This window comes from Polaromonas sp. P3_A5 (assembly GCF_056403055.1).
Window position 1 is genome coordinate 419,292 of the sequence record NZ_JBFUGF010000002.1, and the last position, 21,199, is coordinate 440,490.

At 60.1% G+C, this 21,199-nt stretch carries 16 protein-coding genes and 1 tRNA gene; all 17 read right to left on the minus strand.

Annotation, left to right across the window (positions count from 1 at the left end):
* Positions 1 to 33 precede the first annotated feature (33 nt).
* Positions 34 to 2,340, minus strand: coding sequence for an ATP-binding protein (locus AC1DU8_RS19425; RefSeq protein ID WP_457282635.1), 2,307 nt, complete (start codon positions 2,338 to 2,340; stop codon positions 34 to 36).
* Positions 2,337 to 2,999, minus strand: coding sequence for a DUF4390 domain-containing protein (locus AC1DU8_RS19430; RefSeq protein ID WP_457282634.1), 663 nt, complete (start codon positions 2,997 to 2,999; stop codon positions 2,337 to 2,339). Before AC1DU8_RS19430 ends, AC1DU8_RS19425 begins: the two co-directional genes overlap by 4 nt.
* A complete protein-coding gene (gene rsmB / locus AC1DU8_RS19435) occupies positions 2,980 to 4,431 on the minus strand; it encodes a 16S rRNA (cytosine(967)-C(5))-methyltransferase RsmB (RefSeq protein ID WP_477727169.1) in 1,452 nt (483 codons plus the stop codon). The genes AC1DU8_RS19430 and rsmB overlap by 20 nt, the downstream gene beginning before the upstream one ends.
* 175 nt (positions 4,432 to 4,606) lie before the next feature.
* A complete protein-coding gene (locus tag AC1DU8_RS19440) occupies positions 4,607 to 5,917 on the minus strand; it encodes an FCSD flavin-binding domain-containing protein (RefSeq protein WP_477727166.1) in 1,311 nt (436 codons plus the stop codon).
* Positions 5,918 to 5,929: 12 nt separating this feature from the next.
* On the minus strand, positions 5,930 to 6,280 hold the full coding sequence (locus AC1DU8_RS19445) for a c-type cytochrome (RefSeq protein ID WP_477666888.1): 351 nt from the start codon (positions 6,278 to 6,280) through the stop codon (positions 5,930 to 5,932).
* Positions 6,281 to 6,444: 164 nt separating this feature from the next.
* The gene (locus tag AC1DU8_RS19450) at positions 6,445 to 7,449 is read right to left on the minus strand and encodes a M48 family metalloprotease (RefSeq protein ID WP_457282631.1); all 1,005 of its coding nucleotides are present in this window, start codon (positions 7,447 to 7,449) and stop codon (positions 6,445 to 6,447) included.
* Positions 7,450 to 7,691: 242 nt separating this feature from the next.
* Complete coding sequence (locus AC1DU8_RS19455) at positions 7,692 to 8,285, minus strand: LemA family protein (RefSeq protein WP_457282630.1); 594 nt, start codon at positions 8,283 to 8,285, stop codon at positions 7,692 to 7,694.
* A gap of 294 nt (positions 8,286 to 8,579) precedes the next feature.
* Positions 8,580 to 12,800 carry a DNA-directed RNA polymerase subunit beta' gene (gene rpoC / locus AC1DU8_RS19460; RefSeq protein ID WP_457282629.1) on the minus strand — a complete coding sequence of 1,407 codons (4,221 nt, stop codon included), beginning with the start codon at positions 12,798 to 12,800 and terminating at the stop codon, positions 8,580 to 8,582.
* 27 nt (positions 12,801 to 12,827) lie between these two features.
* Positions 12,828 to 16,940 (minus strand): DNA-directed RNA polymerase subunit beta, encoded by a 4,113-nt coding sequence (gene rpoB / locus AC1DU8_RS19465; RefSeq protein WP_457306669.1) that lies wholly within the window; start codon positions 16,938 to 16,940, stop codon positions 12,828 to 12,830.
* Positions 16,941 to 17,281: 341 nt separating this feature from the next.
* On the minus strand, positions 17,282 to 17,659 hold the full coding sequence (rplL, locus tag AC1DU8_RS19470; protein ID WP_431094480.1) for a 50S ribosomal protein L7/L12: 378 nt from the start codon (positions 17,657 to 17,659) through the stop codon (positions 17,282 to 17,284).
* A 29-nt stretch (positions 17,660 to 17,688) separates the two neighbouring features.
* On the minus strand, positions 17,689 to 18,219 hold the full coding sequence (gene rplJ, locus AC1DU8_RS19475) for a 50S ribosomal protein L10 (protein ID WP_457282627.1): 531 nt from the start codon (positions 18,217 to 18,219) through the stop codon (positions 17,689 to 17,691).
* Positions 18,220 to 18,481: 262 nt separating this feature from the next.
* The gene (rplA, locus tag AC1DU8_RS19480) at positions 18,482 to 19,177 is read right to left on the minus strand and encodes a 50S ribosomal protein L1 (RefSeq protein WP_457282626.1); all 696 of its coding nucleotides are present in this window, start codon (positions 19,175 to 19,177) and stop codon (positions 18,482 to 18,484) included.
* Entirely contained in the window at positions 19,174 to 19,608 is a 435-nt protein-coding gene (gene rplK, locus AC1DU8_RS19485; RefSeq protein WP_007871338.1) for a 50S ribosomal protein L11, read from the minus strand. Before rplK ends, rplA begins: the two co-directional genes overlap by 4 nt.
* A 140-nt stretch (positions 19,609 to 19,748) precedes the next feature.
* Positions 19,749 to 20,276: a transcription termination/antitermination protein NusG gene (gene nusG / locus AC1DU8_RS19490; RefSeq protein ID WP_228778638.1), complete on the minus strand. Its 528-nt coding sequence runs from the start codon at positions 20,274 to 20,276 to the stop codon at positions 19,749 to 19,751.
* Between the two features lie 68 nt (positions 20,277 to 20,344).
* Positions 20,345 to 20,728, minus strand: coding sequence for a preprotein translocase subunit SecE (secE, locus tag AC1DU8_RS19495; RefSeq protein ID WP_457282625.1), 384 nt, complete (start codon positions 20,726 to 20,728; stop codon positions 20,345 to 20,347).
* 132 nt (positions 20,729 to 20,860) lie between these two features.
* Positions 20,861 to 20,936: transfer RNA gene (locus AC1DU8_RS19500), tRNA-Trp, on the minus strand.
* A gap of 17 nt (positions 20,937 to 20,953) precedes the next feature.
* Positions 20,954 to 21,199: EF-Tu C-terminal domain-related protein (locus tag AC1DU8_RS19505; protein ID WP_477686924.1), on the minus strand; the 246-nt coding region annotated here is incomplete at its 5' end.

Sequence of the window (21,199 nt, forward strand, 5' to 3'; positions counted from 1 at the left end):
CGTGCGGATATCGAAGTGTTACTGAATGTGTTGTTAAGCCACAACTGCAAATGATAACGACACTTGTGCCCCTTGCACCAAACCGTCTGCCACGCGGTTCGAAATATCGATGCGGGCTCCGTGTTCATCTGCAATTTTTTTGACGACCGCGAGCCCCAGCCCCGTACCCTTTACCTTGGTCGTGACGTAGGGCTCGAACGCGCGTTTGAGGATATGTTCGGGGAAGCCCGTTCCGTTGTCGCGCACCGTCAGACGCACACGCCTGGACGTTTCAGAGTATTCGGTCTTGAGCGTGACCCGCCCGTCCTCCTTGCCTTCCTGCGCATCCTGGGCGTTCTGCAGCAGGTTATGGATGACCTGGCGCAGCTGCTGGTCGTCGCCCTGGATTTTCGGGGCCTTGGGGTCCAGCTCTGTAACGACCGGAACCGCGGCACTGCCGCTGCGCAGTTCGCTGTGATCGTCACTGAGGTAGAGCTGCATCACATCGTTGATCAATGCATTGAGGTCAACAGGCTTGAGTTCGGCTGCCGGCAGGCGGGCGTAGTCGCGGAATTCATTCACAAGCCGCTTCATCGCGTCGACCTGGTCGACGATGGTTTTGACGGATTTGGTGAGCAACAGCTGCTCGGGTTCGCCGACCTTGCCGGTGAGTTTCATTTCGAGGCGCTCAGCCGACAGCTGGATCGGCGTGAGCGGATTCTTGATCTCGTGGGCCAGGCGGCGCGCCACCTCGCCCCAGGCCTGCGCGCGTTGGGCCGACACCATTTCGGAAACATCGTCAAACACCAGCAAAAACTCTTCGGTGCCCGGCATCTTGGCGCCACGGGCGATCAGCGTGATGGCGTTGTCGGGCGCACCGGGCACGGCCGCGTTGAGCTCAAAAGACTGCTGCCAATGCTCAAGCCCGTGCGGCGCACCATCGCTGAGGTAATCGGTGAACTGGGCCAGCACATCTTTGGCAAACAGGCCCAGGCCTGGCACTTCGCCCAGCGATTTTCCGTGGTATGCCGCCAGCGGCGCACGCAGGATGCGGGTAGCCCCAGGGTTGCTGGACTGGATGCGGCCATGCACATCCAGCACGATCACGCCGGCGGTGAGGTTGTCCAGAATGGTCTGCAGGTTGGCGCGCGCGGCATCAACCTGGCTCATGCTTTGCTGCACTGCCGAGCGGGCATCGGCCAGCTGCTGTGTCATGTCGGCAAAAGAACGCGTGAGCCCGCCCAGCTCGTCCTTGCCCTGCAGGGCGGCCTTGGGTGTCAAGTCGCCCTGGGCCACCTGGCGCACGCCCTCCGCCAGCACCAGCAGCGGCTTGGCCAGCTGGTTGCCCAGCACCACGGCCAGCAGTACCGCACCGAATACGGCCAGGAACAAGCTGAGCGTGAGTGTGCCTATATACATCTTGCGCAGGCCTCCGCGTGCCAGCGCGCGCTCCTGGTATTCGCGGTTAGCTTCCTGGACGGCGACAGCATTGGCCACCAGGCCCTCAGGCAGCAGCTGGGTCACCTGCAAAAACCGCGCGTCGCCCAGCACGTTCACATTGGGGTTGTTCACCACGGCAATCGCCTTGACCCGCGCAACGGCCCCCGGCGCGGTACCGGCAGCCCCACCTGCGGCCAGCTCGCCGTTGCCGGCAGACACCACCTCATCGAGGCCTTCAATCTGCGTGACAACGCGCTGTGTGCGTGCTGCGCGCAGTTGCTGCACCGAAGGGCGTTCGGGTTTCAGCAGAAATCGCGACTCACCTGCGCTGGCGATCACCTGGCCCGAGGGGCTCCAGAGCACCACATCGCTGGCCTGGAGCTGGTCGCGCAGGCGTTCAAGTGCGAGGCCAGCCATGGCGTCCGGCGTCTCGGAAATTTGGGTGGCGGCCTGTCGTGTCTTGTTGCCAAGGTCGGCGGCCAGGGTGTCCAGCGTGGCCCGGCCCAGGTTCAACCCGGCCGCCAGCGCCCCCTCCACTTCCACGTCAAACCAGCTTTCAATCGACCGCGACACAAACTGGTAGGACACCACATAAATCATCAGCCCCGGCATGAGGCCGACCAGCGCAAAGATGGCGGCCAGCTTGACCAGCAGCCGGCTGCCGAAGCGGCCGCGGTACAGCCGCAGTGCAAGGCGCGCCACAATCCATCCGATGACCAGCAGCAGCAAGCCGGCAACGGCCACGTTGAGCACAAAGAGCAGTGCGTAATTGCGCTCGTACAGCTCGCGATTGCCGGTGGCCTGCGTCAGCAGGAACATCAGCACCAGGCCGAGCGCCGCGATGGCCCCCACCCCGACACCGACCGTCCAGCGAAAAGCCTTGCTGCTCTTGAGGGAGCCGCCGCTGACCTGCAGGTTCACTTGACGCCCTCGGCGCTGGAGACCACAGGCGTGGCTGGCTCCAGTTTCAGCCGCTCCCTGACCTGCGCGGAGATATTCCAGTCTTTTTGCCCGGCTACCCCGATCTGGAAGGGGCGCGGCAGCTGCGTCAGGTCGAGCCTGAAACTGAAATCAAGCTTGTGGGCGGCGTCGGGGTCGACCTCGGCCGCATCGGCGATTTTCCAGCGCGCCACGCGCTGGATGGCAGACAGGGCCTCGGGAAGGGTCTCGTAATTCTGGTTCAGTGTGGCGCGCAGGCCCGCCGAACTGGTGATGAGGCCCGAAGCAATGTTGACGCGCCAGCGGCGGGTCAATGGCTGGTATGCCAGGCGAACGGTGCGGGCCGCACTGGCCACGCGCGGGTCCGTCCAGTACCAGCGGTCGCGGTAAATGTCGGCTTCGACCACAAAAAACATCGGGATCCCCTTGAGCAGGGCGTCTTCCACGACCGCCGGAAGCTCAAACCGGACCTGCGCGGACAGGTGAACACCATCGTCACCGCGCTCCACGCGCAGCTGCGTGATCTCGGTGGCCAACGCCGGTCCCGGTGCGGCCATCGCGATGCAAAGGCACAGCCCTGGCAGAAAACGCCCCATGATGCCCACCGCACGCCGCCAGCTGTCAGCGGCTGCGTTTTTCAAGGAGGGCGTAATAGAAACCGTCGTGTTCACGCATCAAATTGTCCGGGAAGACCGTCGCTCCGACGCCACTTTGGGGGAGCAAATGCCCCGGCGAAGGCTTTAATAAGGCGTCGGTGTGGTGCGTAAGAAACGTTTGTATCTGGTTGTCGCCTTCCGCGCGAAAAACTGAACAGGTGCAATACAGCAGGCGCCCGCCGGGCTTGAGCAAAAGCCAGAGCGTTTTAAGCAAATGCGCCTGGATGTCGGCCAATTGGGTGATGTCCGTCGGCCGGCGCAGCCAGCGTACATCCGGGTGGCGCCGCACGATGCCCGAAGCCGTACAGGGTGCATCCAGCAGGATCGCGTCGAATGCCTGCCCATCCCACCAGGAATCAGGCTGGCCGGCATCGCCGACACGGATGTCAGCCTGCAGACCCAGGCGGTGCAGATTCTGCTTCACGCGCTCGCAGCGGCGCGCATCAATGTCCAGCGCTGTCACGTCGCAATCGGCCAGTTCAAGCAGGTGAGCGGTTTTGCCGCCCGGTGCAGCACAGGCATCCAGCACTTTCAGCCTCCCGGCTTCACCGCCCTCGGCTTTCAAACCATCCAGAAGCAAAGGCGCAGCCAGCTGCGCCGCGGCGTCCTGAACCGAAAAATGCCCTTCCGCAAAGCCCGGCAACGAGCTCACGGCCTGCGCACGGGCGAGGATGACTCCCTGCCTGCCGACCGGTGTTGCTTCAATATTGATAGCTGCCAGCGCATGCTGGTATTGGGCTTGAGTCATTTTTCGCTCATTAATGCGCAAAATCAGCGGTGCCTGGGTATTGTTGGCCTGCAGTATGGCCTGCCAGTCCCCGGGGTGGTCCTTGCGCACCCGGTCTATCCACCACTGGGGATGGTTCCACACGGCCTGCGGGCTTTTCTCGGTGCGTGCCACCAGCTCCTCGCGTTCGCGCAAGAACCGGCGCAGGCACCCATTGATAAAGCTGGCCTGGTGCTGTGTGGCGTCGCCGCGCTTGGCGGCTTCAACGGTCTGGTCGACCAACGTGTGTGCCGTGTATCTGGCCCCCGCGCTTGTCGCTTCGCGGGCCTTCGGCGGTGCGCTGCCCCATTCAGAAGAAGAAGGGGCTAATTTTCCTGGGGGCGGCCCGCCGGAAAATTGTTCCGGCCGGCTGACATCGATTTCGTTCCAGGCCAAGGCGAGGGCGACACACAGCAACGCATCTGCCTCGGGCGGCGGCGGGCGGCGCGCCAGTTGCTGGCGCAAGGCCTCGGCGCGGCCCAGCCAGCGCAGCGTGTGAAAACCCAGCGCCTGGACGCCGGGCCGCAACGCGGCGTCCACATCTTCCAGCGCGGCGGTCATGGACTGGCCATCACGCACGGCCATTAAAAGGGAAGCAGCGCCCTGAAGCTGGCGCCACAGGGGGACTTGTTGGGTCGAGTTGTCTTGCATTAGGCTCACGAATGTCGCCCAAAACGGGCGGCTATTCCGTATTAGACCAGCCGCAAGCCCTCTCACCGTTTACCCCGAATTGCAAGCAGGGGCCGCGGGACCGGCTTTGCCGGACCGCAGGCGCACCGGCCCCCTCGGGGGGCAGGGAGTTACGCGAAGCGAACGACCGTGGGGGCTAACTGAGACTGTCTGCCCAGATATTGCTCGCCCAGTTCAGCGCGTAGACGCCCTCAAGCTCGGTAGGCCCGGCACTGACGCCGCCGGAGCCGGCTACCGCCTTGAAAGTTTTCTCTGCCACCACATACTCATGCACGCTGGCCACATGGATCACATTCTTGTTGTCGACAAAGCTGTAGCAGGTATTGGTGAGCATGGGCGCGGGGTTGACCTCCCAGCCCGAGAGCTGGGCCACGATGGCGGCGGCCGCCACCTTGCCGTGGTTGTTGGCCATGTGGCCGCTCTTGGGCATGGCCGGCGCGACCTGGATGGAGTCGCCGAGCACATGCACGTCCTTTGTGGCAGTGGATTCAAACGTCAGGTAATTCACGCCGCACCAGCGGTTGTTGGCCTGGTTGTTGAGGCTCGCCTGCACGGCAATCGTGCCGGCACGCATGGAAGGCAGCACATTCAGCACGTTGGCCTTGACATCGTCCTGCACATCGAACTTGATGATCCCGGCTTTGGCGTCAACCGCGGTGGCCTTGTGCTGGCCGCGGTATTCGATGATGCCTTTGTACTGCTCGGCCCATACTTTCTTGAAGAGCGGCCCTTTGGATGTGACGTCCGGATTGGCATCAAGGATGAGCACCTTGCTGCGCGGTTTGGCGGCCTTGAAATAGCCAGCAATGACGCTGGCGCGTTCGTACGGGCCGGGTGGGCAGCGGTAAGGTGCTTCGGGAATGGTGATGGCATATACACCACCGTTAGGCATGGCCTCCAGCTGCCGGCGCAGCGCGAGGGTTTCCGCACCGGCCTTCCAGGCCTGCAGGACCTGGCCGGAGGCATTGGCGTCTTTCAGGCCCTCGATGCTGCCGAACATCAGTTCGACACCAGGCGAGACCACCAGCTTGTCATAGGCGATGGTGGCGCCGCCTGCCAGCGTAACCGTTTTCTTCGCGGTGTCGATGGCGCTGGCGTAGTCCTTCACCACGGTGACGCCGTGGTTGCGCGACAGGCCCGCATACGATGTAGTGAGATCCGCAATCTGCTTGCCGCCGCTGAGCACGAGGTTGGAAATGGGGCAGGAGATAAACGCGTCCTGCGGCTCGATCAGCACCACGTCGATCTTGTTGTCCGAGAGCAGGCGCACATATTTGGCAGCTGTGGCGCCGCCGTAGCCGCCGCCTATAACAACCACTTTGGCCTTGGAAGGAATCGAGGTGCTGGCGCAACCGGCCAGGCCCAGCAGGCCCAGGGCAGCGCTTGACTGCAGGAAAGAGCGGCGCTTGAAGCCCGCCAGCGAAACAGTGTGAAGAGGCGTATTCATGGTGTCTGTTCCTTACTTCTTCTGTGCAGCAAAGTAGCTGGCCAGCGACTCGATCTGCGCGTCGTTGAAGCCCTTGCTGATCTGGTGCATCACCGTGGCGGGCCGCGTACCGGCCTTGAAGGCGTTCATCTGCGCAACGATGTAACCCTTGTCGAGGCCTGCAAGCGAAGTGACCGCGGAACCCTGAACCACTTTGCCATTGGTACCGTGACAGTTGGCGCAGGTTGCCGCCAGACCCCTGGCGTAGAGCGCTTCTTTGGTGCCGGCGTTTTGCGCCTGCGCCATGGGGCTGAGCGCAAGGCAGAGCAAGGGCAGCGCAAGGCGCTTGAAGCTCCTGAATATTGGAAGACGTAACGTTCTCATAGGTTCTCCTGTCGTTTTGGGGCAGCCGTCTTTTCAACTGACAATTTAACGTCGCGCTCCCTGCACCCTATAGGGAGTATCCAGTACTTCGGCAGCAGTTGGAGCCCTGCCGTTCAACCCAATGGCGATGTGCTTATTGGAAAGTTATTGCTGCCATGGCGAATCTAGAAAATGGCGTCCGGCCGCGTCGGCATTTCATCATCGCGCTGCGTGGGTAGCGCCTCCATTGACCGGCCATAGATGCGGCGAATGCGCTCGGCCAATGGAGGATGGCTGGCGAACCAGTGGGTATCTGCACGAAGGCCCACCAGCAGCATGTGCTGCACGGCCGGGTGCACGCTGCGCGGCATCAGCCCCTGCGCCTGCTGGCCCGCCACCTTGCGCAGCACGCCACCCAGGCCATCCTTGCTGCGCGTGAACTGCACGGCTCGCGCATCTGCCAGGAACTCGCGCTGGCGCGACACCGCCGCCTTCAGTGCACGCCCCGCAAGCCATCCGAGCGAGCCTGTGGTCATGATGGCAAAGCCGGGCAAGGCAAGGAAAGAACGCCCGCCGCTGTCGTTCTGCGCGCACATGCTGCGTCCGAGGTTGAAGACCATCTCAAGCCCGAACACCATACCGGCCAGCCGCATGTTCAGACGCGTATCGCCTTCGCGTATATGGCTGAATTCATGTGCCACCAAGCCCTGCAGCTCGTCGCGTGTCAGATACTCCAGTGCACCGCGCGTTACCGCCACCACCGAGTCGTCCTCATTCCAGCCGGTGGCAAACGCATTGATGCCCTCTTCCCGGTCGAGCACCATGGCCTGGGGCGGCCGCATGCTGGCGGCAATGGCAAGCTCACTCACGATGTTGCACAGCTTTTGTTCGGCCTCCCGGCTGGCTGGCCAGGCTTCCCGGGCACCCGCACGGCGCGCCAGCTTCTCACCGCCGCCCTTCAGCGCAGAGGTTTCCAGCCACCAGCCGCCAAACACGAACAGCAGGGTCATGCCCGTGTTGACCGCAAAGAAGTAGCCGGGGTAGCCACTGAAGCCGGGGGCCACCAGGCGCCAGGTGAGCGCCAGCGCGGCATTGACCGCCACAACCAGTGCAAGCACTGTCAAGCCGAACAGCACCAGCAGCCGCGTGGTCTGCCCGCGCGCTGTCTCCTGGCGCTCAAAAAAGCGCATTCACAGCCCCCCCCTTCAATACCCGAGGAGCACGCAGGCAGCTTACAGAGGATCCAAACCAGCCAGGGCCGCGGAACCGGCTTTGCCGGGCCGCAGGCGTAGCGACCCCCGAGGGGCTGGAGCCTGCGGCTCCAAAGCTGCTTGAGCAGCTTTGGACAGGCGACAGAGGCGAAGCGTCTCGCGAGCCGCGGCCTGCAAGGTCTCGCGTGATACACGAAGTGACAAGCGTGGGGGCCACGTTTTCAGAACTGGACACGCACAGCCTGACGCTCGGCCGGTGTTTCGGTTGCGCGCAGCATGGCTGAGGGCGCAAAACCGAACGTGCGGGCAATCAGCAGCGCGGGAAACTGCCCCTGCGCATTGTTGTAGTCCAGCACGGCATCGTTATAAGCCTGCCTGGCAAAACCGACCTTGTTTTCGGTGCTGGTGAGCTCTTCGCTGAGTTCACGAATGGTCTGGTCGGCCTTGAGTTCGGGGTAGGCCTCGGCTACGGCAAAAAGCCGCCCCAGGCTGCCGTCCAGCGACTGCTCGGCGGCGGCCAGCGCCACAACGGCGCCAGCATTGGCCGGGCGGCTGCGCACCGCATCGCTGGCCGTGCGCGCCTGGTTGCGCGCAAGCATCACCGCCTCAAGCGTGCTTTGCTCATGCTGCAGGTATTTTTTGGCGGCTTCGACCAGATTGGGAATCAGGTCGTAGCGGCGCTTGAGCTGCACATCGATCTGGGCGAAAGCGTTGGCAATGATGTTTTTCAGCCGAACCAGCCGGTTGTAGGCGCCTACGGCCCAGAAAACCAGCAAGGCAAACACAATGACGAAAACAAGCGTGCTAAGAGGCATGGATATTCCTTGGTGCGACATGAGCTGACACTCACCCGACAGCTCGGCGGGCGACTGCCGCGAGGTTAACTGTTTTTGGGCTCAATCGGCAAGCTTGCAGGCTGTTTTTGATTGCCACAAAACGCTATGATTTTTATAGCTGTTTGCGCACGTCCGATATGCGCAAAACCCCAATTTCGCTTAGATCCCCGCCTGCATGATTGCCACGCGACGGACGTCCTGCCATAAAAAAAGCCCCACACCCTTGCGGGATGTGGGGCCTGGCGCCTTTTACGGCGCGGGAGTCAGTCTGGCTTACTCGGAAGCCGCGCTGTCGCCACCCGCTTCGGCTGCGGCGGGCATGGCTTCGAGCTCGGCCGCTTCGGCTTCAGCGATGGCGCGGCGCTCTGCGTCGTCCATCTGGTCCTTGGCTTTGCGTGCCTCGTGGTAGGCCATGCCGGTACCGGCGGGAATCAGACGGCCGACGATCACGTTTTCTTTCAGGCCACGCAACTCGTCGCGCTTGCCCATGATGGCAGCCTCGGTGAGCACGCGGGTGGTTTCCTGGAAGGAAGCCGCAGAAATGAACGAATCGGTCGACAGCGAAGCCTTGGTGATACCGAGCAACAAGTTGCTGAACGTTGCCGGAATCTTGCCGTCAGCGCGCAGGGCGTCGTTGGCATCCAGCATGGCAGAACGCTCGACCTGTTCACCAGCGATGTAGCTGGAGTCACCCACGTTTTCAACGACCACGCGGCGCAGCATCTGGCGAACAATCACTTCAATGTGCTTGTCGTTGATCTTCACGCCCTGCAGACGGTAAACGTCCTGCACTTCGTCGACGATGTAGCGTGCCAGCTCTTCCATACCCAGCAGGCGCAGGATGTCTTGCGGGTCGGCCGGGCCGTCCACAATCGACTCGCCCTTGTTGACCACCTGGCCTTCGTGCACCAGGATGTTCTTTTCCTTCGGAACCAGGTCTTCCCAGACCTTGCCTTCAGGATCAGTGATCTGCAAGCGGACCTTGCCTTTGGTTTCTTTACCGAAGGACACAGTACCGGTCATTTCAGCCAACGTGCCCTTGTCTTTCGGCGTACGGGCTTCGAAGAGCTCGGCAACACGCGGCAGACCGCCGGTAATGTCGCGGGTCTTCTGGCCTTCGATCGGGATGCGGGCCAGCACTTCGCCGGGGCCCACGTCCTGGCCGTCACGCACCTGGACCAGCGCACCCACCTGGAAGCCAATCGTCACCGAGTGATCGGTGCCGGGGATCTTGACTTCATGGCCGGAGGCGTCAATCAGCTTGACCTGCGGACGGATCACTTTCGTGGCGCCGCGGCGTTTCGGATCGATCACCACCAGGGTGGACAGACCCGTCACATCGTCAACCTGCTTGGCAACCGTCACGCCTTCTTCCACGTTCTCGAAGGCCACCTTGCCGGCGAACTCGGTAATGATGGGGCGCGTCAGCGGATCCCAGTTGGCCAGAATGGCGCCGGCCTTGATGGTCTGGTCGGCCTTGACGGTCAACGTGGCACCGTACGGCACCTTGTGGCGCTCACGCTCACGGCCGTGTTCATCATGGATGATGATCTCGCCGGAACGGGCGATCACGACCAGCTCGCCCTTGCTGTTGGTCACATAGCGCATCGGCGCATTGAAACCGATCACGCCGTTGGACTTGGCTTCGACGCTGGAGGCAATCGCTGCGCGCGATGCGGCGCCGCCGATGTGGAAGGTCCGCATCGTCAGCTGCGTGCCGGGCTCACCGATCGACTGCGCGGCGATGATACCGACGGCTTCGCCGATGTTGATGAGGCCGCCGCGACCCAGATCTCGGCCATAGCACTTGGCGCACAGACCGAAACGGGTTTCGCAGGTCAGTGCCGTGCGCACTTTCACTTCGTCCACGCCGGCTGCTTCGAGCTCTTCGATCAGGTCTTCGTCCAGCATGACCCCGGCCTTGGCCAGCACCGAGCGGTTTTCCGGGTGCAGGATGTCTTCGACCGCTGTGCGGCCGAGGATACGGTCGCGCAACGATTCGATGACTTCACCACCTTCGACGATGGCGCGCATGAGGGAACCCTCTTGCGTGCCGCAATCTTCTTCGGTGACCACCAGATCCTGAACCACGTCGCAAAGGCGGCGCGTCAGGTAGCCGGAGTTGGCCGTTTTCAGCGCCGTATCGGCCAGACCCTTACGGGCACCGTGGGTGGAGATGAAGTACTCCAGCACGTTCAGGCCTTCACGGAAGTTGGCGGTAATCGGCGTTTCGATGATGGAGCCGTCTGGCTTGGCCATCAAACCGCGCATACCGGCGACCTGGCGAATCTGCGCAGCGGAACCGCGGGCGCCGGAGTCGGCCATCATGTAGATGGAGTTGAAGGACTCCTGCTCGACTTCCTTGCCGTTGCGGTCCAGTACTTTTTCTTTCGAAAGCTGGGCCATCATCACCTTGGACACTTCGTCGCCGGACTTGCCCCAGATGTCGACCACCTTGTTGTAGCGCTCGCCGGACGTCACGAGACCCGAGACATACTGCTGCTCGATTTCTTTGACTTCCTTTTGTGCGCGCGCAATGATGGCGGGCTTTTCCTTGGGGATCAGCATGTCGTCGATGCAGATCGAGATGCCGGCTTTTGTCGCCAGGCGGAAGCCCGACTGCAGCAGCTTGTCGGCAAACACCACGGTCTCTTTCAATCCGCACTTGCGGAAAGACACGTTGATCAGCTTGGAGATTTCCTTTTTCTTCAACGCCTTGTTGATGTTGGAGAAAGGCAAACCTTTGGGCAGGATCTCGGACAGCAATGCACGGCCGCCCGTGGTTTCCCACAGCTTGGTCGACGGCACAAATTCGCCGGTGGCCTTGTCTTTGGTGTACTCGGTCAGGCGCACGCTGATGCGGGCGTTCAGGTCAAGCTCACCCGCGTCAAATGCCCGGCGCACTTCGCCGGTGTCGGAGAACACCAGGCCTTCGCCCTTGCCGTTGGTACGGTCGCGGGTCGTGTAGTACAGGCCCAGCACAACGTCCTGCGAAGGAACGATGGACGGTTCGCCGTTGGCAGGGAACAGGATATTGTTCGAAGCCAGCATCAGGGTGCGGGCTTCCATCTGTGCTTCTACCGACAGTGGTACGTGGACAGCCATTTGGTCACCGTCGAAGTCGGCATTGAAGGCCGAACAGACGAGCGGATGCAGCTGGATGGCTTTGCCCTCGATCAGGATGGGTTCAAAGGCCTGAATGCCCAAACGGTGCAGCGTAGGCGCACGGTTCAGCATCACAGGGTGCTCTTTGATCACCTCTTCCAGGATGTCCCACACCACTGGCGTGCCGGATTCGACTTCCTTCTTGGCTGCCTTGATCGTCGTGGCGATGCCGCGCGACTCAAGCTGCGCAAAGATGAAGGGCTTGAACAGTTCCAGCGCCATGAGCTTGGGCAAGCCGCACTGGTGCAGCTTGAGTGTTGGGCCCACAGTAATAACAGAACGGCCGGAGTAGTCGACGCGTTTGCCCAGCAAATTCTGGCGGAAACGGCCTGACTTGCCCTTGATCATGTCGGCCAGAGACTTCAGTGCGCGCTTGTTGGCGCCCGTCATGGCCTTGCCGCGGCGTCCGTTGTCGAGCAACGAGTCCACAGCTTCCTGCAGCATGCGCTTTTCATTGCGGGCAATGATTTCAGGCGCCTTCAGCTCCAGCAAACGGCGCAGACGGCTGTTGCGGTTGATCACGCGGCGATACAGGTCGTTCAGGTCGGAGGTCGCAAAACGGCCGCCGTCCAGTGGCACCAGCGGACGCAGGTCCGGCGGCAGCACAGGCAGCACGTCGAGCACCATCCAGCCCGGTTTGATGCCGGACTTCTTGAACGCTTCCATCAATTTCAAGCGCTTGGCGTTCTTCTTGATCTTGATTTCGGAACCGGTCAGGTCGTTGCGCAGCTTCTCGATTTCAACGTCGAGATCCAGCCCTTCGAGCAGGTCCTTGATGCCTTCCGCGCCCATCTTGGCGGTGTATTCATCACCGTATTCCTTGCGCTTGGCGTCATAGTCGTCTTCCGACATGATGCTGAATTTCTTCAGCGGGGTCATGCCGGGGTCGGTGACTACATATGCTTCAAAGTACAGCACGCGTTCGATGTCTCGCAGCGTCATGTCGAGCACCAGGCCCAGGCGCGACGGCAGCGACTTCAGGAACCAGATGTGCGCGCACGGTGCGGCCAGATCGATGTGACCCATGCGCTCGCGGCGAACCTTGGTTTGTGTGACTTCAACGCCGCACTTTTCGCAGATGACACCGCGGTGTTTCAGGCGCTTGTACTTGCCGCACAGGCATTCGTAGTCCTTGATGGGGCCAAAGATCTTGGCGCAAAAAAGACCGTCGCGCTCTGGCTTGAAGGTACGGTAGTTGATGGTTTCAGGCTTCTTCACTTCGCCGAAAGACCACGAACGGATCTTCTCGGGCGAAGCCATGCCGATCTTGATGGCATCAAAATGCTCATCCGGCGTGAATTGCTTGAACAGGTCGAGTAATGATTTCATGAGTTAAATCCTTTTCTTTCCTGTTGATTAGCTGCGTTCGAGTTCGATGTCGATACCGAGCGAGCGGATTTCCTTGACCAGCACGTTGAACGACTCGGGCATGCCGGCCGTGATCGCGTGCTCGCCCTTGACGATACTTTCGTAGACCTTGGTACGGCCCTGCACGTCGTCCGACTTGACGGTGAGCATTTCCTGCAGCGTGTAGGCGGCGCCGTACGCTTCCAGCGCCCAGACCTCCATCTCGCCGAAACGCTGTCCGCCGAACTGCGCCTTGCCGCCCAGCGGCTGCTGGGTAACGAGCGAGTAAGGACCGGTCGACCGTGCATGCATCTTGTCGTCCACCAGGTGGTGAAGTTTCAGGAAGTGCATGTAGCCCACCGTGGTCGTGCGCTCGAACGCATCACCCGTACGGCCGTCATACAGCTGGGCCTGGGTACGCGTTGCCGTCAGGCCCTTGGCCTTGGCAATGTCGTCCGGATACGCCAGCTGGAGCATGCCCATGATCTCGGCCTCGGAAGCACCGTCAAACACGGGAGTGGCAAAAGGCACGCCAGTGGTGAGGTTGCCGGCCATCTCGATGATGTCGGTATCCGACAACTTCGCCAGGTCCTCTGCGCGGCCTGACTTGTTGTAGATCGTTTCCATGAACTTGCGGATTTCCTGCACCTTGGCTTCGGCTTGCAGCATGTCCCCGATGCGATGGCCCAGGCCCTTGGCGGCCCAGCCCAGATGCACCTCAAGCACCTGGCCCACGTTCATCCGTGAAGGCACGCCCAGCGGGTTCAGCACGATGTCGCACGGTGTGCCATCGGCCATGTGCGGCATGTCTTCGACCGGAACGATCTTGGACACGACACCCTTGTTGCCGTGACGGCCGGCCATCTTGTCGCCAGGCTGCAGGCGGCGCTTGACGGCCAGGTAAACCTTGACCATCTTGAGCACGCCCGCTGGCAACTCGTCGCCCTGCGTGAGTTTTTTGCGCTTTTCTTCGAAAGACAGGTCGAAGCTGTGGCGCGTCTGCTCCATCGAGTTCTTGACGCTTTCGAGCTGCGCAGCCACTTCGTCATCGGCAGGACGGATGTCAAACCAGTGGTACTTCTCGACATCGGCCAGATAGGCCTTGTCGATCTTGGTGCCCTTGGCCAGCTTCTTCGGGCCGCCGTTGGCAACCTTGCCTATCAGCAGTTTTTCGATACGGTCGAACGCGTCGGCCTCGACGATGCGCAACTGGTCGTTCAGGTCCAGGCGGAAGCGCTTGAGTTCGTCGTCAATGATCTGCTGGGCGCGCTTGTCACGCACGATGCCTTCACGGGTGAAGACCTGCACGTCGATCACGGTGCCTTGCGAGCCTTGGCTCACGCGCAGCGAAGTGTCTTTCACATCGCTGGCTTTTTCGCCGAAGATGGCGCGCAGCAGCTTTTCTTCCGGTGTCAGCGTGGTCTCGCCCTTGGGCGTGACCTTGCCGACCAGCGTGTCGCCCGGCTGGACTTCAGCGCCGACATAAATGATGCCGGACTCGTCTAGGCGGTTCAGCTGTTGCTCGGACAGATTGGGAATGTCGCGCGTGATTTCTTCGGCACCCAGCTTGGTGTCACGGGCCATCACGACGAGTTCTTCGATGTGAATCGAGGTGTAGCGGTCTTCGGCCACTACGCGCTCGGAGATCAGGATCGAATCCTCGAAGTTGTAGCCGTTCCATGGCATGAACGCGATCAGCATGTTCTGGCCAATGGCGATTTCCCCCAGGTCAGTCGATGCACCGTCGGCAATCACGTCACCCTTGGCCAGCTTGTCGCCGATCTTGACGATAGGACGCTGGTGGATGTTGGTGTTCTGGTTGGAACGCTGGTACTTGATCAGGTTGTAGATGTCCACACCGACTTCGCCGGCGAGGGCTTCTGCGTCGTTGACGCGCACCACGATACGGGTTGCATCAACGTAGTCCACCACACCGCCGCGATTGGCAGTCACCACGGTGCCGGAGTCAACCGCAGCAACCCGCTCAATGCCCGTGCCGACCAGCGGCTTTTCAGGGCGCAGTACAGGCACGGCCTGACGGGACATGTTGGCGCCCATCAACGCGCGGTTGGCGTCATCATGCTCGAGGAACGGAACCAGGGAAGCCGCCACCGAGACGATCTGTGCAGGAGACACGTCCATGTACTGGACGCGTTCTGCGCCCACCAGTACGGACTCACCGTTTTCCCGGGCAGACACGAGGTCACCGGTCAGCTTGCCGGCATCGTCCAGAGCCGCGTTGGCCTGGGCGATGACGTATTTGCCTTCTTCGATGGCCGACAGGTAGTCGATCTGGTCGGTGATTTTGGCGTCCACCACACGGCGATACGGGGTTTCAATGAAACCGTATTCGTTGAGGCGGGCATACAAGGCCAGCGAGTTGATCAGACCGATGTTCGGACCTTCAGGCGTTTCAATCGGGCAGACGCGTCCGTAATGGGTCACGTGCACGTCGCGCACTTCAAAACCGGCGCGTTCGCGGGTCAAACCGCCCGGGCCAAGAGCCGATACACGGCGCTTGTGGGTGATTTCGGCCAGCGGGTTGGTCTGGTCCATGAACTGCGAGAGTTGCGATGCACCGAAGAACTCTTTCAGCGCAGCCGAAATCGGTTTGCTGTTGATGAGATCGTGCGGCATCAGCGGCTCTTGCTCGGCCTGGCCGAGACGCTCTTTCACGGCCTTTTCGATACGTGCCAGACCGGTACGGTACTGGTTTTCAGCGAGTTCGCCGACACAACGCACGCGGCGATTGCCGAGGTGGTCAATATCATCGACTTCACCGTTGCCGTTGCGCAGGTCCACCAGGATCTTGACGACAGCGAGGATGTCCTCGTTGGTCATGACCATGGGGCCAGTGGACGAATCACGGCCCACGCGGGCATTGAACTTCATGCGGCCGACCTTGGACAGATCGTAGGTATCCGGGTTGTAGAACAAGCGCTGGAACAGGGCCTGCACGGCATCTTCGGTGGGTGGCTCGCCGGGGCGCATCATGCGGTAGATGGCAACGCGCGCAGCAAACTCGTCTGCGGTTTCGTCGGAGCGCAAAGTCTGGGAAATGTACGAACCCTGGTCGAGTTCATTGGTATACAAAACCTGCAGGTCCTGCACGCCGGCAACGCGCAACTTCTTCAGCAGCACTTCGCTCAGTTCATCATTGGCCTTGGCGATGATTTCACCGGTCTCAGCATCAACGATGTTCTTGGCGACCACACGGCCGATCAGGAAATCTTCGGGAACGCTGATCGTCGTGGTGCCGCTTTGCTCCAGCTCGCGGGTATGGCGAACCGTGATGCGCTTGTCTTTCGCGACCACGACCTTGCCGTTTTTGTCGGTAATGTCGAAACGGGCCACTTCACCGCGCATGCGCTCGGCCACGAATTCCATCTGTGCACCGCTATCCATCAGGCGGAAATTGTCGAACACAAAGAAATTGGCCAGGATGGATTCCGGGTTCAGGCCAATGGCCTTAAGCAGAATCGTGACAGGCATCTTGCGACGACGGTCAACCCGGAAGTACAGGATGTCTTTGGGGTCGAACTCGAAGTCGAGCCACGAACCGCGGTAGGGAATGATACGGGCCGAAAACAGGAGCTTGCCCGAGCTGTGGGTCTTGCCCTTGTCGTGTTCAAAAAACACGCCAGGCGACCGGTGCAACTGGGACACGATCACGCGTTCGGTCCCGTTGATCACAAAAGAGCCCTTGTCGGTCATGAGCGGCACTTCGCCCATGTAGACCTCTTGCTCTTTGACTTCCTTGACCACCTTGGACTGCGATGTGGAGGATTCGCGGTCATAAATGATCAGCTGCACCTTGGCACGTACGGCCGAGGCGAAAGTAAGGCCACGAGTCTGGCACTCGCGCACGTCAAATGCGGGTTTGGCCAGGTTGTACTCGATGAACTTCATCTCGACAAAACCATTGTGCGAGACGATGGGGAAGGCGTTTTCAAACGCTGCCTGCAGGCCTTCAACGGTCCGCTTTTGAGGCGCACGGTCGGCTTGCAGGAACGCTGTGTACGCGTCTTTCTGCATTTGCAGCAAATAGGGAACAGTCAACACGCTTTCGCGGTTGCCGAAGCTTTTGCGGATGCGTTTACGTTCGGTGTAGGAATAGGCCATGAGTTCTCCGCGTTGATGGGCTCTGGCGACTCTCGTGCCCGAATACACCACGTATTCAGGCAGCTTGGTGGTTGGCCACTACCAACCATGGCGGACGGTGACGCATTGCACGTCACCCGAACCAAGGCGTTTTCTGCAGTCGGGGTCAGAAAACACTGGAAAAAGGACTGGTATCAATCATTTTTCCAGTGTTTCTACAAAACACTGAACAGGCTGCAGGCCTGTCAGGGTTCGAAGAACACTGGAAAGCAGACGGTTAAGTCTGCTTTTCGGTGTGTTCCTTGAAACACGAAAGGCTGGAAGCCCGACTACGGTCTTCCAGCCTTCTCAAACACCAAGAATTACTTGAGTTCGACTTTCGCGCCAGCTTCTTCGAGCTTCTTCTTCGCAGCTTCTGCGTCAGCCTTTGGAGCGCCTTCCTTGACGTTCTTCGGAGCGCCGTCAACCAGGTCCTTGGCCTCTTTGAGGCCCAGACCGGTGATTTCGCGAACGGCCTTGATGACCGACACCTTGTTGGCGCCAGCTTCGAGCAGCACGACATTGAAGTCGGTCTTCTCTTCAGCAGCTGCAGCAGCACCGCCGCCACCGCCAGCAGCGGGAGCAGCCATCGCAGCTGCGCTCACGCCAAATTTCTCTTCGATGGATTTCACCAGTTCGTTGAGTTCGAGGACCGTCATGCTATCCAGCGCGGTCAAAAATGCGTCTTTATCGAATGCCATTTTGAATTTCCTAAAAAGTTGGGTACAAATTACGCTGCTACAGCTTCAGCTGCTGCGGGGGCATCGGCTGCGCCGCCGCCCTTTTTGGCCGCCAGGGCGCCCAGCACAACGGCCGTACGCGACATAGGCGACATCAGCAAGCCACACAACTGGGCGAGCAACACTTCCTTGGAAGGAATGTTGGCCAGTTGCTTCACGCCGTTCACGTCCAGGGATTTACCGCCAAATGCACCACCGCGAATCACCAATTTGTCATTGGTTTTTGCGAAGTCAGCGACTACTTTTGCAGCAGCCACAGCATCTGTGGAAAAGCCATAGATCAGCGGGCCCGTCATCTGGTCGGACACGACTTCGAATGCACTGCCTGCCACGGCACGGCGAGCCAGGGTGTTCTTCAGAACACTCAGGTTCACGCCTTTGTCGCGGGCTTGGCTGCGCAGACGGGTCATGTCAGCGACCGTGATACCACGGTATTCCGCCATCACGAGCGTTTGAGCTTTAGCGGCGAGGCCAGTCACTTCATCAATGACGGCTTGTTTCTCACTGCGGTTGAGACTCAAGGTCTACTCCTTAAAAATGTGTGGTCAGCTTCCAGCGGCTTTCACCACCTTCAACCTTCAACACGCTCATGTTCAGCGACCAACTGTTTCAGATTCTTTGCAAAACCATCTGCAGCGGGACCGCCATCTGCGTTGGCTGTCTTTCGATTAAGCGGCAAGCCCAAAAAGCCTGCCACGCCAACGGTCTTTGATGACCTGCCGGAACGAACCCCGGCAGCCCACCACATTGGGCGCCCTTTGCGGGGCACCCAAATTTCTGCGATTACGCCGCGATGGTTTGCGTGTCGACGCGAACGCCCACACCCATCGTTGACGAAACCGCAACTTTCTTCAAATACACACCCTTGCTCGAAGCCGGCTTGGCTTTTTGCAACGCGTCGATCAGTGCAGCCAGATTGCCTTGCAACTTGGCGGTGTCGAACGAGCGGCGGCCAATCGTGCCGTGAACAATACCGGCCTTGTCGACACGGAACTGGACCTGGCCGGCTTTGGCATTCTTGACGGCTTGCGCCACGTCAGGCGTCACGGTGCCAACCTTGGGGTTGGGCATCAGGCCGCGGGGGCCGAGCACTTGGCCCAGCGTACCCACGATACGCATGGCATCAGGGGAAGCAATCACCACGTCGAAGTCCATCTTGCCTGCCTTGATTTCGGCAGCCAGATCGTCCATGCCGACGATGTCTGCGCCAGCGGCTTTGGCTTCTTCAGCCTTGGCACCCTGGGCGAACACGGCCACGCGCTTGGTCTTGCCGGTGCCGTTTGGCAGCACGACAGCACCGCGAACGACCTGGTCGGATTTCTTGGCATCGATGCCGAGCTGCACAGCCACGTCGATGGATTCATCGAACTTGGCGACAGCAAATTCCTTCACGAGGCCAAGGGCGTCGGAGATTGCGTACAGCTTGTTGCTGTCGATTTTGTCGCCAATGGTTTTTTGGCGTTTGGTCAGTTTGCTCATACAACACCCTCCACCGACACGCCCATGGAGCGGGCCGTGCCAGCAATCGTACGAACTGCAGCGTCGAGGTCAGCAGCCGTCATGTCTTTCATTTTGGTTTTGGCGATTTCTTCAAGCTGTGCGCGGGAAATCTTGCCGACCTTCACCGTGTGCGGCGTGGACGAACCCTTGTCGAGCTTGATGGCTTTTTTGATCAGGACGCCTGCCGGAGGCGTCTTGATGACGAAGGTAAAACTCTTGTCGGCAAATGCCGTGATCACCACAGGCAGTGGCAAGCCTGGCTCAACACCTTGGGTCTGCGCATTGAATGCCTTGCAGAATTCCATGATGTTCAGGCCACGCTGACCGAGCGCAGGGCCGATCGGGGGGGACGGGTTGGCCTTACCAGCTGGCACTTGCAGCTTGATGAAGCCGACGATTTTTTTCGCCATACTTTTCTCCTTGCGGGTCATAACGCCTGAACGCTGCCAAGGCAGGTCCGGGCTCCCCGGGGGTTACACAACTCAAAAACAATCCGCAAGGACCGTTTCGCGCCGAGTTGCAAGGCGCGAAATTATTTACCGAATCGAAATTACGTTTTTTCGATCTGGCTGAATTCCAGCTCTACCGGCGTTGCACGTCCGAAAATCGTGACTGAAACGCGAACCTTGTTTTTGTCGTAATTGACTTCTTCGACCGTACCGTTGAAGTCGGTGAAAGGACCATCCTTGACGCGGACGTATTCGCCCGTTTCAAACTCGACCTTGTGGCGCGGCTTCTCGGTGCCAACCTGCATCTGGCTGACGATCTTCTGAACGTCTTCCTCAGAGATCGGGGCCGGACGATTCTTGGCGCCACCGACAAAACCCGTCACCTTGTTGGTGTGTTTCACCAGATGCCAGGTCTCATCATCCATGACCATTTCAACCAGCACATAGCCCGGAAAAAATCGGCGCTCGGTCGTCTTCTTCTGACCGTTCTTGATCTCAACCACCTCTTCAGTGGGCACCAGGAAACGACCAAACTTGGACTGCATGCCCGCGCGGTTGATGCGCTCAACGATGTTGCGCTCGACCGCTTTTTCCATGCCGGAATAGGCATGGACGACATACCACTGCATGCCTGGGGTCGGCGTGAGAGACGTTCCCGCCGCCACTTCGCTGACTACCGTGCCGTTCAGATCGCTCATTATTTTTTCCATCCCAGGATCAGGTCGTAAAACACCCATTCGAGCGTTTTGTCCGTAAGCCACAAGAACAAGGCCATGATCACCACAAAACCGAATACATAGGCCGTCATCTGGATGGCTTCTTTACGAGCCGGCCAGACAACTTTCCGGACCTCGCGCCATGAGTCGCGCCCAAAAGCCACAAATTGCCTGCCCGACTCCGAAGTCATGAACACAGCAACCGCCGCCACCAAACCAGCAATCAAGGCACCCCACTGGGCTAATTGACCCTGCTTGGCAAAGAAATAGAAGCCCACCAGCGAGGCCAGCACCAGCGCGACAGCCACAGCCAACCTGGCCTTGTCGGCGTTGGTACTGACAGTTTCAACTTGAGAAGAGGCCATGGTCGCCGATTTCCTGTTCAATCTTCATGCGTCTCTGCAGACGCTTAAGCCCACCTGGAGTTTTTGACTCCTGGCGGGCTTGCTTTTTATCTTTTCAAACCACCCTCAGCATCGACACTCATCAAAGCCGGGTGGCAGGGGCAGTAGGAATCGAACCTACAACCTTCGGTTTTGGAGACCGACGCTCTGCCAATTGAGCTATACCCCTCCATCAAACCTTACAAATTACGCAATGATTTTGGCAACGACGCCGGCGCCGACGGTCTTGCCGCCTTCGCGGATGGCAAAGCGCAGGCCTTCTTCCATGGCGATCGGGTTGATCAGCTTGACGGTGATCGACACGTTATCGCCTGGCATGACCATTTCCTTGCCTTCTGGCAACTCGATCGCACCGGTCACGTCCGTCGTGCGGAAGTAGAACTGGGGGCGATAGTTGTTGAAGAATGGCGTGTGGCGGCCGCCTTCGTCCTT